The 15,604-nt window shown below is 66.2% G+C and carries 15 protein-coding genes; 8 read left to right on the top strand and 7 right to left on the bottom strand.

Annotation, left to right across the window (positions count from 1 at the left end):
• Nucleotides 1–6 precede the first annotated feature (6 nt).
• Both GOOTI_RS03120 and GOOTI_RS03115 read left to right on the top strand, forming a co-directional pair.
• Nucleotides 7–804, top strand: coding sequence for a DUF1295 domain-containing protein (locus GOOTI_RS03120; protein WP_007237101.1), 798 nt, complete (start codon nucleotides 7–9; stop codon nucleotides 802–804).
• 181 nt (nucleotides 805–985) lie between these two features.
• Nucleotides 986–3,004, top strand: coding sequence for a TPM domain-containing protein (locus GOOTI_RS03115; protein ID WP_233425408.1), 2,019 nt, complete (start codon nucleotides 986–988; stop codon nucleotides 3,002–3,004).
• A 29-nt stretch (nucleotides 3,005–3,033) separates the two neighbouring features.
• On the opposite strand, the gene GOOTI_RS03110 is transcribed toward GOOTI_RS03115, so the two are convergent.
• Nucleotides 3,034–3,888, bottom strand: coding sequence for a phytanoyl-CoA dioxygenase family protein (locus GOOTI_RS03110; protein WP_007237099.1), 855 nt, complete (start codon nucleotides 3,886–3,888; stop codon nucleotides 3,034–3,036).
• Between the two features lie 58 nt (nucleotides 3,889–3,946).
• Nucleotides 3,947–4,165: a hypothetical protein gene (locus GOOTI_RS03105; RefSeq protein ID WP_007237098.1), complete on the bottom strand. Its 219-nt coding sequence runs from the start codon at nucleotides 4,163–4,165 to the stop codon at nucleotides 3,947–3,949.
• A gap of 59 nt (nucleotides 4,166–4,224) precedes the next feature.
• On the opposite strand from GOOTI_RS03105, the gene GOOTI_RS03100 reads away from it, so the two are divergent.
• Together GOOTI_RS03100 and GOOTI_RS03095 are read left to right on the top strand one after the other, a co-directional pair.
• Nucleotides 4,225–4,683, top strand: a complete 459-nt coding sequence (locus tag GOOTI_RS03100; RefSeq protein ID WP_007237097.1) for a MarR family winged helix-turn-helix transcriptional regulator — start codon at nucleotides 4,225–4,227, stop codon at nucleotides 4,681–4,683.
• Nucleotides 4,684–4,741: 58 nt separating this feature from the next.
• The gene (locus GOOTI_RS03095; RefSeq protein WP_007237096.1) at nucleotides 4,742–6,028 is read left to right on the top strand and encodes an MFS transporter; all 1,287 of its coding nucleotides are present in this window, start codon (nucleotides 4,742–4,744) and stop codon (nucleotides 6,026–6,028) included.
• A 113-nt stretch (nucleotides 6,029–6,141) separates the two neighbouring features.
• On the opposite strand, the gene ggh is transcribed toward GOOTI_RS03095, so the two are convergent.
• Nucleotides 6,142–7,482, bottom strand: a complete 1,341-nt coding sequence (gene ggh, locus GOOTI_RS03090; protein WP_039993244.1) for a glucosylglycerate hydrolase — start codon at nucleotides 7,480–7,482, stop codon at nucleotides 6,142–6,144.
• Between the two features lie 95 nt (nucleotides 7,483–7,577).
• Here ggh and GOOTI_RS03085 point away from each other — a divergent pair, with 95 nt between their 5' ends.
• Entirely contained in the window at nucleotides 7,578–8,255 is a 678-nt protein-coding gene (locus GOOTI_RS03085) for an SDR family oxidoreductase (RefSeq protein WP_007237094.1), read from the top strand.
• 4 nt (nucleotides 8,256–8,259) lie between these two features.
• On the opposite strand, the gene GOOTI_RS03080 is transcribed toward GOOTI_RS03085, so the two are convergent.
• Entirely contained in the window at nucleotides 8,260–8,655 is a 396-nt protein-coding gene (locus GOOTI_RS03080; protein WP_007237093.1) for a nuclear transport factor 2 family protein, read from the bottom strand.
• A gap of 345 nt (nucleotides 8,656–9,000) precedes the next feature.
• Entirely contained in the window at nucleotides 9,001–10,200 is a 1,200-nt protein-coding gene (locus GOOTI_RS03075; RefSeq protein ID WP_007237092.1) for an acyl-CoA dehydrogenase family protein, read from the bottom strand.
• A 125-nt stretch (nucleotides 10,201–10,325) separates the two neighbouring features.
• Between GOOTI_RS03075 and GOOTI_RS03070 the strand changes: the two genes are divergently transcribed.
• Nucleotides 10,326–10,658 (top strand): TfoX/Sxy family protein, encoded by a 333-nt coding sequence (locus GOOTI_RS03070; RefSeq protein WP_007237091.1) that lies wholly within the window; start codon nucleotides 10,326–10,328, stop codon nucleotides 10,656–10,658.
• Nucleotides 10,659–10,682: 24 nt separating this feature from the next.
• Here the strand turns inward: GOOTI_RS03070 and GOOTI_RS03065 are convergent, their stop codons facing one another.
• Together GOOTI_RS03065 and leuS are read right to left on the bottom strand one after the other, a co-directional pair.
• Nucleotides 10,683–11,555, bottom strand: coding sequence for an adenylate/guanylate cyclase domain-containing protein (locus GOOTI_RS03065; protein WP_007237090.1), 873 nt, complete (start codon nucleotides 11,553–11,555; stop codon nucleotides 10,683–10,685).
• Nucleotides 11,552–14,458 carry a leucine--tRNA ligase gene (leuS, locus tag GOOTI_RS03060; protein WP_233425407.1) on the bottom strand — a complete coding sequence of 969 codons (2,907 nt, stop codon included), beginning with the start codon at nucleotides 14,456–14,458 and terminating at the stop codon, nucleotides 11,552–11,554. Before leuS ends, GOOTI_RS03065 begins: the two co-directional genes overlap by 4 nt.
• An 88-nt stretch (nucleotides 14,459–14,546) precedes the next feature.
• On the opposite strand from leuS, the gene GOOTI_RS03055 reads away from it, so the two are divergent.
• Nucleotides 14,547–15,176: an SdpI family protein gene (locus GOOTI_RS03055; RefSeq protein WP_007237088.1), complete on the top strand. Its 630-nt coding sequence runs from the start codon at nucleotides 14,547–14,549 to the stop codon at nucleotides 15,174–15,176.
• A 6-nt stretch (nucleotides 15,177–15,182) separates the two neighbouring features.
• A partial coding sequence (locus tag GOOTI_RS03050; protein ID WP_039993239.1) for a bile acid:sodium symporter occupies nucleotides 15,183–15,604 on the top strand: 422 nt, incomplete at its 3' end.

Here is a 15,604-nt window from a genome sequence, read left to right as displayed (position 1 = left end):
CCCGACATGTCGAGCCTCGCCGTGGTGGCGATCATCGCCTGCGTGATCTCGCTGGGTTGCTGGGTGGCGTCGCTGATCACCGGAGACACCTCCTGGGTCGACCGGATCTGGTCGATTGCACCGGTGATCTACCTGTGGGTGTTCGCTGGATTCAGTCACTTCGACGCCCGGGTGACCGTGATGGCGGTGCTCGTCACCGCGTGGGGCATACGCCTGACGTTCAACTTCGCGCGGCGCGGCGGCTACAGCGGCACCGAGGACTATCGCTGGGCGGTGCTGCGCTCACGCATGACACGGTGGCAGTTCTGGCTGTTCAACCTGCTGTTCATCGTCGCCTACCAGAACCTCCTGCTGGTGCTGATCGCCTTGCCCGGCTACACCGCGCAACGCCATCCCGGCGGGTTCGGTGTGCTCGACGTCGTGCTCGCGGTGGCCTTCCTGGCGTTTCTCGCGGGCGAGACCGTCGCCGATCAGCAGCAGTGGGAGTTCCACGCGCACAAGGCTGCGGGCGAGACGTCGACCCGCTTCTGCACGACAGGCCTGTTCAAATACTCCCGACACCCCAACTACTTCTTCGAGCAGGCGCAGTGGTGGGTGATCTATCTGTTCGGCGCGGTCGCGGCCGGCTCGATCCTGCAACCGACGATCGTCGGAGCCATCCTCCTGACCCTCTTGTTCGTCGGCTCGACGAAGTTCACCGAGTCGCTGACACTGGCGAAGTATCCCGAATACGCGGAGTATCAGCACACGACGTCAGCGCAGATCCCGTTGCCGCCGAAGCGGCGTCGCGCTGCGACAGCCTGAGAGATCGGACGCGGCGCGTCGAACGAACGACTTGTCGGTGCCCGGCGTGTGGCAGCGGTCCGCGGATGGTGATCGACCGCCTAGATTTGATGTCATGCTCAGACGGTCCGCATCTGGAAAGAACAGCCAACCGAACACGGTAACCCGCCTTGTCCGCGTGCTCATCGTCGGTGCTCTGCTGATGTTCGGCCTCGCCGCGACGTCGCTGACCGCCACCGCTCGTGCCGAAGCACCCATGCGGCTACCCGCCCAGGTGAACGACCCAGCCGATGCGCTCTCGACGTCGGATCGCGACCGCGTCCAGCAAGCGGCCGAGACGCTCTTCAGCGACCACGGCGTGCAGCTGTGGGTTGTCTACGTCAAGACGTTCAACGGCATGAGCAGTGAACAGTGGGGCAGCCAGACCGTGCAGATGAGCGACCTCGGCGAGCACGACGTCCTGCTCGCCGTCGCCACCGACGACCGCGCCTACCGGTTCGACGCGCCCGACTCGGTCGACGGACTCGATCGGTCCACTCTCGACTCGATCGCGCAGGACAACATCGTGCCTGCACTCAAACGGTCGGATTGGGCTGGTGCGGCAGTGGGTGCCGCGAACGGCCTCGGCTCGGCGCTGACACCGTCGCACGCAGGGGCGATCACCGCGGGCGTCGTCGGTGGCGTGGTCGTCGTCGGCGGGGGCGGCGCCTACCTGTACTCACGACGTCGCCGAAAGCAGAAGTTCGAGTCCCAACTCGAGACTGTCCGCGGGCAGGAATTGACCGGCGACGAACTGCTGTCACAACCGATCGAGGTTCTCGAGCCGTGGTCACGGGAAGTGCTCACCGACACCGACAACGCGATCCGCACCAGTGAGGAGGAGCTCCGACTGGCCGTCGACGAGTTCGGTCCGGCACAGACCGCACCGTTCACGCAAGCACTCGACGCCGCGAAACGTGGACTCGCGACCTCCTTCTCACTTCGACAGCGACTCGACGACGACATCCCCGAGACCCCTGACGAGCAGCGCTCGATGCTGGTGCAGATCATCACCACCTGCACCGACGTCGACGCCGCACTCGACGAGCAGGTGTCGGCGTTCGACGAGATGCGCAACCTGTTGATCAACGCTGACAGTCGCTTCGAGCAGATCACGCAACAGCTTGTGGCGTTGCGTGCCCGACTCGAGGGTGCCGCGACCCGGTTGACGTCGCTCACGCAGAAGTACGGTGCTCCCACCCTCAGCTCGATCGAGCACAACGTCGATCTCGCAGCCCAGGAGATCGGATTCGCCGAGAGCAGCGCCGACCAGGGCCGTGCAGCGATCGCGCGCCCCGTCGGCGAGCAGGGTGCGGCGGTTGCCGCCATCCGCTCGGCCGAGGGGGCGATCGCACAGGCCGACAAACTGCTCGACGCGATCGACAACGCCGACGCGAACATCACCGCCGCCCATACGCAGTTGCCGGCACTGATCGCAGAAGTGGAGGGCGAACTGCAGGAGGCCGCCGGATTGTCTCTCGACGGTGGATCGGCGTTGGCGACCGCGGTGGCGTCGGCCACCACGGCACTCGCCCGCGCCAAGTCGGAAGCGGCCGGTACGCCGGGCTCGGAAGGCGACGACGATGGGGCGTCTCGAGAACACGGCGACCTACTCGGCGCGTTCACCGCACTCGTGGACGCCGACGCCGACCTCGATCGCGCTCTCGACGCGGCACGCGATACGTCGGCCCAGCGTCAGCGTCGTACCGAAGTGCTCACCGCCGCACTGACCAACGCTCAGGCCAAGGTCACGGCGGCGTCGGACTTCGTGGCGACCCGACGCGGAGCCATCGGCTCCACTGCACGTACGCGTCTCGCCGAGGCGCAGCGGCTGCTCGAGACGGCCAACACGACAGCGCAGAGCGATCCGACCGGCGCCACGGACGCGGCACGTCGAGCAGGTTCGCTGGCCGACCAGGCCCTCATGGCGGCCCAGGGCGATGTGGTGAGCTGGCAGCAGAGTCAGCAGCCGCGCTCGGGTGGCGGCTCGGCGGCGGGCGCAGTGCTCGGTGGAATTCTCGTGGATAGCTTCCTGCGCGGATCGATGCGCGGCGGGGGCTACGGCGGTGGTTTCGGTGGGGGCTTCGGGGGTGGCGGATACACCAGCGGCGGCGGGCGCAGCCCCGGCTCGTTCGGCGGATCGTCGAGTTCGGGGCGCATCGGCGTCGGCGGGCGGTTCTGAGCGGGGAGGGTTCAGGCGACCAGCTCCCCTCAGCGCGCGGCGTTCTTGACGAACTCGTCGGGCGTGCCGATCGCTGGCTTGCTCCCAGCGAAGAAGCCACCCCGCACATGTCGGCGCGTGGTGTCGTCGTCGGTTGCCCGTGCGGCGGAATGCCAGAGATAGGCGTCGTGCAGCAGGATGTCGCCGCGCTCGAGATACACACCGATCTCGCCAGGTACCTTCTCGAAGCCGAGCGGCATCTCGAATGGAGGCGGGGTGTCGGTCCAACCACGCGCAGGCTGCGCGGTGTCAGGAACGTCGACGTTGTTGACGTTTCGGTACGGCGCAGGTGTTGCCCACAGGTGGCTGCCGGGTACCACGCGCAGGAACCCGTTGGCAGGTGATGTGGCGTCGATGTGGATCGTGAAGGCCGTCGACGGCCAGATGTCCATACTGGGACTGGCCTGCCAATCGGAGTGCCAGCCGATTCGTGAGTAGCCGGACTCCCGTCCCGGACGTGCGTCCTGGTAGACGACACCGAAACCGTTGCTCTCCCGCAGCCACGCGCTGTCGCCGATCACCGCGCGGACCGCCGCCAGGAGACGCGCATCGGCAAGGGTGGCGCGCAGTGCGGGCGACAGCTCGTTGACGAACTCGACGTAGTTGGCGAACCTCTCTGCCTTGGCGACGTCGTCGAGGAAGACCGTCGACCCGTGACGCTCGGGGAGCTCTCCCGCGACCACGCGCTGCTGGGCGTCGACGCACTCCTGCTCGATGGCGATGGTCGACGACTCGTCGAGTAGTCCGCGGATCGTCGCGAAGCCGTTGGCACGGTAGAAGTCTGCGAGTCCGCTGACGTCATCGGGTGCGAAGACGCCGGGCTCGGGCGATGTCGGGACGGCCATGCGCGGTGAGTGTAGTTGCGGCGCACCGCGACCGCGCGGCAAGCAGATCGTTCGGTGACTACTTCCGCCCGACCGCCAGATAAGCGATCGGTCCGACGAAGTTGATGAAACTCGCTGCAGCCCAGAGCTTCTTGGGGCCGCGGACATGATCGGGCTGACGCTTCTTGAGATCACGTAGCGCGTAGCCCTGCAGCGCGAACTGGGCCACGGCGGCGACGCTGACAGCCACCCGCTTGGCCGGTGAGAGCTTCGAGGACTTCTTCGTGTCACGAGTCACACGATCAGGCTACCTTCCCCGCTTTTATTTCATAAGCCTAAGTATTAGACTTACTAAACGTGACCGAGAAGACCGCAGACATCGCCAGAGCGCTCCGCCCATCCGTGACGCGGCTCTACCTGGCACTGCGTCGGCACACCCCGATCCCCGAGTACACCGCTGCTCAGGCGTCGGCACTGGCCACGATCGTCGACCACGAGCCGATGCGGATGGGTGAACTCGCCGAGCGCGAGTCCATCCGAATGCCCACGGCCACCGCACTCGTCGACGGCCTCTGCAAGAACGGGCTCGTCGTCCGCGCTCCCGATCCGGAGGACCGTCGCGCCGTGCTGGTTGCGCTGACCGAGCACGGGCACGAGGTTCTCGAGCGGGTTCGCGGGCAACGCGAGGACGCTCTTGCCGCCGCACTCGAACGACTCTCCGACGACGACCGCGACCGACTGGCAGCGGCAGCCCCCGCCTTGCGGGCGCTGCACGCCGAACTCGAGGGGACCACATCCCTCGCCGGGGAAAAGTAGCCGTTCTCGCTCGACGACATTCGTATCAACCACTACTCGAGATGAACACGAGGTAGACGTGACAACCACTACGGAGAAGCACACAACAGAGAAGCCGACGCTGCCGGCAGAAGAGGAACATCACTCACTCGCCGAGGCCTTCAAAGGCCAGCCACGTGCTGTGTGGGTGACGGCATTCGCAGCCGTCATCGCCTTCATGGGTATCGGTCTGGTCGATCCGATTCTCAACACCATTCGTGAGGAGTTGAACGCGCCGCCGTCGAAACTGACGCTGCTGTTCGCCGTGTACCTCGGCGTCCAGGTGATCGCGATGCTCATCACCGGGTGGGCCGCCTACCGGTACGGCCCGAAGCGCACCCTGACCGTCGGGCTCGTGCTGATCGTGCTCGCCGCCGGGATCTCCACCTTCGCGGGCAACATCGACCACCTGATCGCCATGCGCGTCTTCTGGGGTCTGGGCAACGCGCTGTTCATGGCAACGGCTCTGGCCTTCATCGTCGGTGCTGCCAAGGGCGGTCAGCACGGCGCGATCCTGTTGTACGAGGCCGCGCTCGGCGTCGGTCTGGCGGTCGGACCGCTGCTCGGCGCGCTGCTCGGCGCATGGACCTGGCGTGCACCGTTTGCCGGTACCGCGGTTCTGATGCTCATCGGTGCCGTTCTGTGTGCGTTCATGCTCCCCTCCGACGGTCCGCGCAGCGAACGGGTGTCGGTCAGCATCGTCGATCCACTCAAGGCGCTGCGTAACCGCACGCTGTTGTTGACCTCGATCGGCTCGGCCTTCTACACCGGCGCACTGTTCACCGTCATCGCCTATGCACCACTTGCCATGGGACTCAAGCCCATTCCCGCGGGCATCGTGTTCTTCGGATGGGGCCTGTTGACTGCTCTGTCGGGCGTGTTCGTCGGGCCGAAACTCGCCGAGAAGATCGGCCAACGTGGCGGCGTGATGACCGCCATCGCCGGCTACGGCATCGTGATGGCGCTCGCTGCCGTCGGTGTCGCCACCGACCAGGTCTGGCTGACCGGCCTGGCGATCGTGCTCTCCGGCCTGCCGTCGGGCATCCTGAACACGCTGTTCACCGGTGTCGCGATGTCGTCGGCCGACCCGAACAAGCCACGGTCGGTGGCCAGTGCCGGTTACAGCTTCCTACGCTGGATGGGTGGCGCGGCGTCGGCTGTGCTCGTGGCCTACCTCGCAGAGTGGTTCGCCCCCTCCGCCCCGTTCTGGTTCGCCGTCGGCTACTGCGCCGTCGCTGTGATCGCCGTCGGATTCGTGAAGTCGAAGAAGGCCGAGTCGCACCACGTCGACGAGGACGCCGCCCTGGTCGGCGCCGAGGAATTCTGAGTCGACCTCCCCGAACAGACAGCGCTCCCGAATCCGCAGTGCCCGTCGATCCACTTGGATCGGCGGGCATTGTCGTATCTGCGGTACGGGTGTCCTCCGGAGGAGGTCGATTCTCAGTCGAGCCAGTCGAGGACGCTTGCCGCGGTCCAGCTCTGTTGCATACTGCCCAACGCCTCGCCGGTGAACGGCTCGTAGTACTCGGCGAACGCGCCGTCGGTCGCCTGGCGAAGACCCTCCTCGCGCAGTCGCGCCGAGCGTTCGGTCCAGCCGCGACGTGCGAAGGCCCAACTGAACAGCCACGTCATCACCGGCCAGACGGGGCCTCGCCAGTACTCGCGCGGACGGAAGTCCGCTGAGATCGGCGACGTCGACGGGGGAACGGTGAACCTCAGGTCCGGGTGGCCGCAGAACCGCGGGCCGTCGAAGAGTCGGAGAAGTGCCCGTTCGCGATCGCGCGAGAGTCCGCCGCTCAGCAGCGGCGCGAATACCGCGATGGTCTCGGAGTTGATCCACTGCCCGGCCCGGAGGTCATAGTCACGCGCAGCGCCGTGGCGATCGTTCGCCGCCGCGACGACACCGGCCTTGAAACGGTCAGACCAGGCACGCAAATCACGGACGTCCGAACGCGGCTTGGAGTAGTCCTCCCCGATCGTCGCGAGCACATCGCATGCGACGGAGAAGATCGCGCTGACGAAGACGTCCTCGACCATGAAGTCTATGACCTTGGGCAGCACGGCGTCGTCGTAGTGGGCGCGTTTCATCTCCTCGACGAGCCAGATGTAGCGGTCGTATTCGAGATCGGTCGGTCGCATCGACAGGTCGGCGACGTGTTCGAGGTCGGCGCGGGTGTAGGGCGGCAGATCCTCACCGGGGACCACACGCGAGTACGGGCCGTCCCACCGCGGTGAGTTGTCCATGCCCGATTCCCAGCCGTGGTAGATGGTGATGCGGCCGCGCCCGAGCGGATCGCGGGCATGCGCGAGCCACCGGTGCCACCGCACGAGAGCGCCCCAGCGTCGATCGATGAACTCGTTGGCGACTGCCCGCGTCGAACGGCCATGTCGCCGAGAGTGATCCAGGATGCGTTGCACTGCGATCGCATGCACGGGCGGCTGTGTGATGCCGGAGGTCTCGGGGTAGTCGGGGGCGCACTCGGCCAGGCGCGCACACTCCCAGCGTCCCGGGCCGGGAAAGTATCCGTCGCGTCCATTGGCGAAGACGATGTGCGGGATCATGCCGTTCGACCACTGCGCGGAAAGCAGCGTGTCCATCTCGATGACCGCACGCTCGACACTCAACGGCGCCAGACCGACCGTCACGAACGCCGCATCCCAACTCCACATGTGTGGGTACAGACGGGGTGCCGCGCTCGTCATCGTGCCCAGATCGTTTCCGCGGAGCAGATACGCGGCTCGTGCCGACAACTGCGTTGGGGTGAATCCGTACCTGGCCACGCGTTGATTCTGCACTGCCTGGTCGGTCCTCGCCGCGCGAGGTCGCGGGCTGCGACACTCGAGCCGACGGTGTCGACAGCCGTACGGTTGAAACCATGCCAACCGCATTGATCACCGGCGCCAGCCGCGGCCTCGGCGCCGCCATCGCCCGACAGCTCGCACCGACGCACTCTCTCGTACTGGGCGGCAGGCCGTCGGACACGCTCGATGCACTTGCCGCAGAGCTCGATGCGACGACCTTCGCCGTCGAACTCACCGACCACGACGCGGTGGCCTCCGCAGCGGCAGCGATCGGGTCGTTGGATGTTCTCGTGCACAGCGCGGGTGTCGGTTCGACGCTGTCCCCCGTCGCGGAGACGACTGCCGACGAGTGGCGGCACGTGCTCGAGGTCAACCTGGTGGCCGCCGCGGAGGTGACACGCACGCTGCTGCCCGCACTGCGCGCAGCGCGGGGTCACGTGGTGTTCATCAACTCGGGCGCCGGAATACGTGCCAATCCCGGTTGGGGCGCCTACGCGGCGAGCAAGTTCGGGTTGCGCGCCCTCGCTGACGCGCTACGCGGTGAGGAGCCGTCACTGCGTGTGACGTCAGTGTTCCCCGGCCGCATCGACACCGACATGCAACGCGAGTTGGTCGCGATCGAGGGCGACGACTACGACGGGTCGAAGTTCTTGACGCCCTCGACCGTGGCGGGCGCGGTGGTCACGGCGATCCAGACGCCGGCAGACGCCCACCCGACAGAGATTGTGCTGCGCCCGACCGGTCGGGCATGACCTCCTACAGCTGCTTGAGGTCGCTGGGCTCCCACACCGCGCGCATCGAGGAGATCTTGCCGTCGGCGTCGAAGACCATGATGTCGATCGGCGTGATCTCGAAGCGCATGTCGGCGGTACCGGTGACCAGCGTGAACTCGAAGACCGCGGTGTCACCGGCGATCTTCTTCCAGTTCAGGGTCGCGACGTGCTCGTCCATCCCGGTGATGATCCCGTAGAACTCGACGAGTTGCTCGCGGGTGTCGCGGATGTCGGCGCCGATCGGGTCCTCGACGGTGGCGTCTGCCGCGAAGAGATCGGCGATCTGCTCGGCGGTCCCATTGGTGAGCAGGTCGATGTACGCCTGCACGGTGGCGTCGATCCTGCTCGACAGCTCGGTCTGGTCCTGCTCGACGGTCATCTACGTCTCCGATTCTAGAACGTGTTCTACTTTGGAGACAAAGTATCAGTCGACCCGCTCGTAGATGGTGGCGTTCGCGATTCCTCCGGCCTCGACATTCATCGCTGAAACCGACACCTCGGTCTCGCCCGTCCGCTGTCAGATGGGTCCGCCCCCACAATGCACTGCACGGGAAGAGACGCGGGCGACCTCGAGCAGTGGGCAGCCACTGCCGATATCGGTGTCCTGAGCGACCACGAGGCCATGCTGATCCGCGGATTCCTCTGCCGCGCATCGTAGTTACGCGGCGAGAACCCTCGACGCCGCTGCTGCGGCGAGCAATCGGCGTCGAGCCTGCGGCGGAACCTACTTCAGCTCGCTGCTCGACTTGCCGAGCACGCGGCGCGCGATGATCAGCTGTTGGATCTGCTGTGTGCCCTCGAAGATGTCGAGGATCTTGGAGTCGCGGGCCCACTTCTCGAGTAGGCCTACCTCCGAATAGCCCACGGTTCCGCCGATCTCGACAGCCTTGTTGGTCAACTCGGTGACCATACGCCCGGCCTTGGCCTTGGACATCGACGCCTCGGTGGAGTTCGGCTGCTTGTTGTCGGCCATCCATGCGGCGCGGATGGCCAGCAACCACGAAGCCTCCCAATCGGATTCGAGGCGGATGAAGTCGTGCACGGCGGCAGCCTGGTTGGCGGCGGGCTGATCGTAGTCGATCTCGAGGCCCGCGCCCTCGATGACAGTGCGCAGCTCCTCGAGCGCAGCCCGGCCGAGTCCGATCGCCATGGCCGCGACGAGCGGGCGGGTGTTGTCGAAGGTCTGCATCACGCCGGCGAAGGCCTTCTTGGTGTCGACTTCCGGTGAGCCGAGCAGATTCTCGGCGGGGACACGTGCGTCCTCGAAGCGGAGAACCGCGGTGTCGGAGGCACGGATACCGAGCTTGTGCTCGAGACGCACCACCGAGACGCCCTCGGTGGTCATCGGCACCACGAAGCTCTTGATGGCCGCGCGACCCGCAGACTTGTCGACCGTCGCCCAGACGACGACGTGGTCGGCGCGTGACCCAGCGGTCACGAAGATCTTCTCTCCGTTGATGACGTAGTCGTCGCCGTCGAGCGTCGCGGTGGTACTGACCGCAGCCGAATCGGAGCCGAAGCTCGGCTCTGTGATGGCCATCGACGCCCAGACGTCCTTGAACTTCTCGAGCTGCTCAGGGTTGGCGACCGCGGCGATCGCTGCGTTACCCAGACCTTGGTACGGGATCGACAGCATGAGCGCGACGTCGCCCCAGCCCATTTCGACGCCGTGCAGCACGGCCCGCATGTTGCCGCCGTTGACGACGTCGGACTTCTTTGCCGACGACTTGTCTGCGGCATCGGATTCGCGACCCTTGCGCGTGGCCTCGCGAGCGAGCTTGCCCAGCTCGTCGAGCTCCTGCGGGTAGGTGTGCTCGGCCTTGTCGTACGTGCGCGAGATGGGCCGGAAGATGTGCTCGGCGGCGAGGTGCGCCTGCTCGGTGACCGGGGCGAGCTTCTGGGGGAGCTCGAGGTTGATTGCCATGCCGGTATCTTACTGCGCGGTAAGATTGATTTCCAGCCCCCACCGTAACTGCGTGCCGGTCCCGCGGGGCGTCGTCGGTCAGCAGTACCGCTCCGTGCAGCCTGGAGACCGTTTACGCTGGCCACATGGTCTACGACGACGACCTCGCCCACCGCATCCGCGAGTTGCTGTCTGGTGAGAGCGGCGTCGGAGAGAAGGCGATGTTCGGCGGTCTCGCGTTCTTGGTCGACGGCAACATGGCTGTTGCGGCGAGCGGGCACGGTGGACTGATGGTGCGCGTGCCGCCGGACGAGACCGACGCCTACTTGAGCGCGGCGCACACCGCTCCGGTGGTCATGTCGGGCCGGGAGACGCGTGGCTGGTTGCGGGTCTCGGCCGAGGGCATCCGCATCAAGCGTCAGCTCGAGAAGTGGGTCAGCCTGGGTGCCGGGTACGCACGATCGCTGCCACCGAAGTGACGAGCTCTGCCTCTGACGGCCCGCTCATTCGTCGAGAAGCGGCACTACTGCGAACACTTCGAGGTCGCGGGGCGTGCCCTTCGCCTTGAAACGCCGCTTGCGGCTGAGCAATTGGAGGCCTTCTGCCGACTGCAGCGCATCACTGGTGGCGAGCACCTTGCCGGTTCCGGCGGCATCGGCGACGCGTGCCGCGATATTCACGTCGACGCCGAGGTAGTCGTCACCGACCTGACGCGGAGTTCCGGTGTGCACTCCGGCGCGCAGCTGCGCACGGTAGTCATCGTGGGTGATCGCGCTGACGGCGCCGCACAGTTCGAATGCGGCGAGAATGGCATCACCCGCGTCGGGGAACACTGCCATGACGCCGTCGCCGAGCGACTTGACGATCCGACCCCTGTGCGCGGCCACGATCTCGCTGCTCACGCGATTCACCTCACCGATCAGCGACAGCACGCTGTCGTCACCGGCACGTAGCGCCCACGACGAGAATCCGACGAGATCGGTGAACACGACCGTCACGTCGCCGGTGTGCGGGCTGTTCGCAGATCTGCGGTCGACGAGGGCCTGCCACACCTTCACCACCGTGAGGGCGAGCTCACGCGAGGCGCTCGGCGACCGGTCAGCACCGGTCAGCAGCCGCTCCATGCGGTCCGACAGTCGGGTGGGGCGCGAGAGATCGAGCTCGGGAACCGTTTCGGGCGTCAGCTTCCTTGGCAGCTGTGCGGCCCGGATGAGCGACGGCGTGCGGTCGGCGCGACTGAGGAACTCTCCGACACGGGCCGGACCCGACTGCCCGCGCACGTTGTCGCGCGGGTTGTTGTCAGCGGGTGCACCGTCGCGGGACTCATCGTCTTTCGAGCCACCATCACCGGGCGTCGCGCCATCGTCGGCGATCACGGAACGATGTTCACCATCCGTCCGGGTACGACGATCACCTTGCGCGGCGGTTGGCCGTCGAGCAGCGCGACGACCTTGTCGTCGTCGAGGGCTGCTCCGCGAATGGTCGCTTCGTCGGCGTCGGCGGGGACGGTGATGCGGCTGCGCACCTTGCCCTTGACCTGGATCGGGATTTCGATGGTGTCGTCGACGAGATACCGCTCATCGGCGACGGGGAACGGTCCGCGTACCAGCAGCTCGTCATGCCCGAGACGTGACCACAACTCCTCGGAGATATGCGGTGCGAGCGGCGCCAGCATGAGCACGACCTGCTCTACCGTGTCACGGGGAGCGCCGTCGGGATAGCGCTTCGTCAGATGGCTCGTCAGTTTGGTCAGTGCGGCGACGGCGATGTTGTCTCGAAGACCGTTGTAGTCCTCGCGAACCTCGGCAATCGTCTTGTGCAACAGGCGAAGTGTCTCGTCGTCGGGATCGATGTCGGCAACCCGCACCTCGCCTGATTCCTCGTCGACGACGAGGCGCCACACGCGTTGCAGGAATCGCTGGAGGCCGACGACGTCCTTCGTCGCCCACGGCCTCGACTGATCGAGCGGACCCATGAACATCTCGTAGAGCCGCAGCGTATCCGCACCGTACTCGGCGGCGATGTCGTCGGGTGTCACCGAGTTCTTCAGCGACTTGCCCATCTTGCCGTACTCCTGGGTGACCTTCTCGCCGTTGTAGAAGAACTCGCCATCGAGTTCGGTCACCTCGTCGGCGGGCACATAGATGCCGCGCGAATCGGTGAACGCATACGCCTGGATCATGCCCTGGTTGAACAGCTTTCGGTACGGCTCGCTACTCGTGACGTACCCTAGGTCGAAGAGCACCTTGTGCCAGAAACGTGAGTACAGCAGGTGCAGCACGGCATGCTCGACTCCGCCGATGTAGAGGTCGAGTCCGCCCGGATCGCTGAGTCCGTGCAGCTCCGGCCGCGGACCCATCCAATAGGCCTCGTTCTCCTTGGCGCAGAACTCTGCTTCGTTCGTCGGGTCGATGTAGCGCAACTGATACCACGAGCTTCCAGCCCACTGCGGCATGACGTTCGCGTCCCGCTTGTACATCTTGGGTCCGTCGCCGAGATCGAGTTCGACGTTTATCCAGTCGGTTGCCTTCGCCAGCGGCGGGCTGGGTTCGCTGTCGGCGTCGTCGGGATCGAACGCGACGGGAGCGTAGTCCTCGACCTCCGGAAGCTCTACCGGCAGCATCGATTCCGGCAGTGCGTGTGCGCGACCGTCCTCGTCGTAGACGATCGGGAACGGCTCGCCCCAGTACCGCTGTCGCGCAAACAGCCAGTCGCGGAGCTTGTACTGTACGGTTCCCTTGCCCTTGCCCTGGTTCTCGAGCCATTCGACTATGACAGCCTTCGCGTCCTCGACGTTCTTGCCGTCGAGGAAGCCCGAGTTCACCAGCGGGCCGTCACCGACGTAGGCCTGCTCTGCGACGCCCTGCTCGGATCCGATGACCTCCACGATCGGCAGCCCGAAGACCGTGGCGAACTCGTAGTCGCGCGAGTCGTGCGCGGGCACGGCCATGATCGCGCCGGTGCCGTAGCCCATCAGGACGTAGTCCGCGACGAACACCGGAACCTGTTCTCCGTTCACCGGATTCGTCGCGTACGAGCCGGTGAAGACGCCTGTCTTCTCCTTGTTCTCCTGGCGCTCGAGATCCGACTTCGCGGCGATCGACGCGCGGTAGTTCTCGATTGCCGCTGCGGGCGAGTCCGCGGAGTACGTCCAGCGAGTGTCGACACCGTCGGGCCAGGCGTCGGCGGTGAGAGCGTCGACCAATGGGTGCTCGGGCGCGAGCACCATGTAGGTGGCGCCGAAGAGGGTGTCGGGTCGGGTTGTGAAGACCTCGATGACCGCATCGCCGTCGGCCTGCGCCGGGACTCCCGGCACGGGGAACTGCACCTGTGCACCGCGAGAACGTCCGATCCAGTTGCGCTGCATGGTCTTGACCTTCTCCGGCCAGTCCAGCAACTCGAGGTCGTCGAGCAGGCGGTCGGAGTAGGCGGTGATGCGCATCATCCACTGCCGCAGGTGCTTGCGGAACACCGGGAAGTTGCCGCGGTCGCTGCGACCGTCGGCGGTGACCTCCTCGTTGGCCAGCACCGTGCCCAGACCGGGCGCCCAGTTGACCAACGAATCACTGAGGTAGACAAGACGATACGAGTCGACGACGTCGGACTTCTCTGTCGCGGACAGGTTGGCCCATACCCTACCGTCGTCGAGTGTGCGTGTGCCGCTGTCGAACTCGGCGATCAGCTCGTCGATACGACGCGCCTTGCCCGCCTCGTCGTCGTACCAGGCGTTGTAGATCTGCAGGAAGATCCACTGTGTCCATCGGTAGAACGAGACGTCGGTCGTCGCGATACGACGACGCTCGTCGTGTCCGAGGCCGAGGCGTCGGATCTGGCCGAGGTAACGCTCGATGTTGGCCTCGGTGGTGGTACGCGGATGGGTACCGGTCTGCACCGCGTACTGCTCAGCCGGAAGACCGAACGAGTCGAAACCCATCGTGTGCAGCACGTTGGCGCCCGTCATGCGCTGGAACCGGGCGAAGACGTCGCTGGCGATGAACCCGAGCGGGTGCCCGACGTGCAGTCCCGATCCGGACGGATACGGGAACATGTCCTGGACGAACAGCTTGTCGGGAGCGTCGGGCCCGCTGCCGTCGAAGGCGCTCATGTCGCCGGCGAGCGGTCCGACCGGGTTGGGCGCCTCGAAGGCGCGGCGCTGCGTCCACTCGCGCTGCCAGCGCTCCTCGATCTCGCCCGCGAGTCGAGCGGTGTAGCGGTGCCCCGGCGTCGCGGAAGCTGGGTCGGTGCTCGCCGGATTGGCGGCGCCCTCGGGGGTGGAGATGTCGGCGGTGCTCACCTCACCAGGGTAAATCGTGGCTTCGGCTGCCCTGAAATCGACGTCGGGTGGACGGGAAAAGTATGGTGATCGGGTGCAAGTGGTGTCGATCGTGGTCTCGGTATGCGTCTGTGCGTTGGCCCTGGTGTGGCTGATCGTGGGAGCGACCGGCCTGGTCGGCCGTCTCCCACGCAACCGCTACTTCGGGGTTCGTACCGACTCGACGATGGCTTCACCCGAGGCATTCGCACTGGCGAACCGCATCGCGGCACCCGGAACACTCGGCGCCGCGGTCATCTTGATCGCCGGTGGCGCACTGACACTGGCCGTCGACAGTGCGTGGTCTGTGGTGTTCGGGCTGATCGCACTCCTGGCGGGCATTCTGCTGGTCGGCGCGGTCAGCGGCTATGCCGTGCGTGCGGCCGACGCCGTCGCCCCAGCCGAGGATGCGGGCTGCAGTTGCTGCTCAGCCGATCACAGCGCTACCGGCGAGGAGCACGCCCAGACATCCCCGGCTGCGCCCGCCGACCCCGCCGCAGACTGCGGCACCGACAGTTGCGCGTCGTGCACGCTGCGCGGCATGTGCTCCACCGACGACGCAGTCGCGTCGAGCGGTCCCGCTGCGTCGTCGGCTGATGCTGGCGCGCCCACGGCGAATGCCGCGGCCACACCGGGACGCCCCGACAATCACGCACGCCCCGACAATCACGCACCGACCCCATAGGACGTGCTGCGCCGACTCCTCGCCCGGTCCCCGATCGACGGTTTTGTCCTGGCGATTCTCGCAGCGGTCGTCGTGGCGGCCTTCTTCCCCGCACGCGGCACCTTCGCCGAGGTGCTCGACTGGGCGGTCACGATCGCCATCGGCTTCCTGTTCTTCCTGTACGGCGCGCGACTGCACCCGCGGGAGGCACTCAACGGGCTTGCGCACTGGCGTCTGCACCTGACGATCCTCGCGTTCACCTTCCTTGTCTTTCCGCTCGTCGGGTTGGCGCTCCGACCGATCGTCGAACCGACGATCGGTCACGACCTCTACACCGGCCTGTTGTACCTGACCCTGGTGCCGTCGACGGTCCAGTCGTCGATCGCCTTCACCTCGATCGCCCGCGGCAACGTACCGGGAGCGATCGTCAGCGCCTCGGCGTCGAATCT

Source organism: Gordonia otitidis NBRC 100426, assembly GCF_000248075.1.
GTDB classification, from domain to species: domain Bacteria; phylum Actinomycetota; class Actinomycetes; order Mycobacteriales; family Mycobacteriaceae; genus Gordonia; species Gordonia otitidis.
The sequence above is the reverse complement of the archived record's forward strand: the minus strand, read 5'-3'. Positions and strand labels throughout refer to the sequence as shown.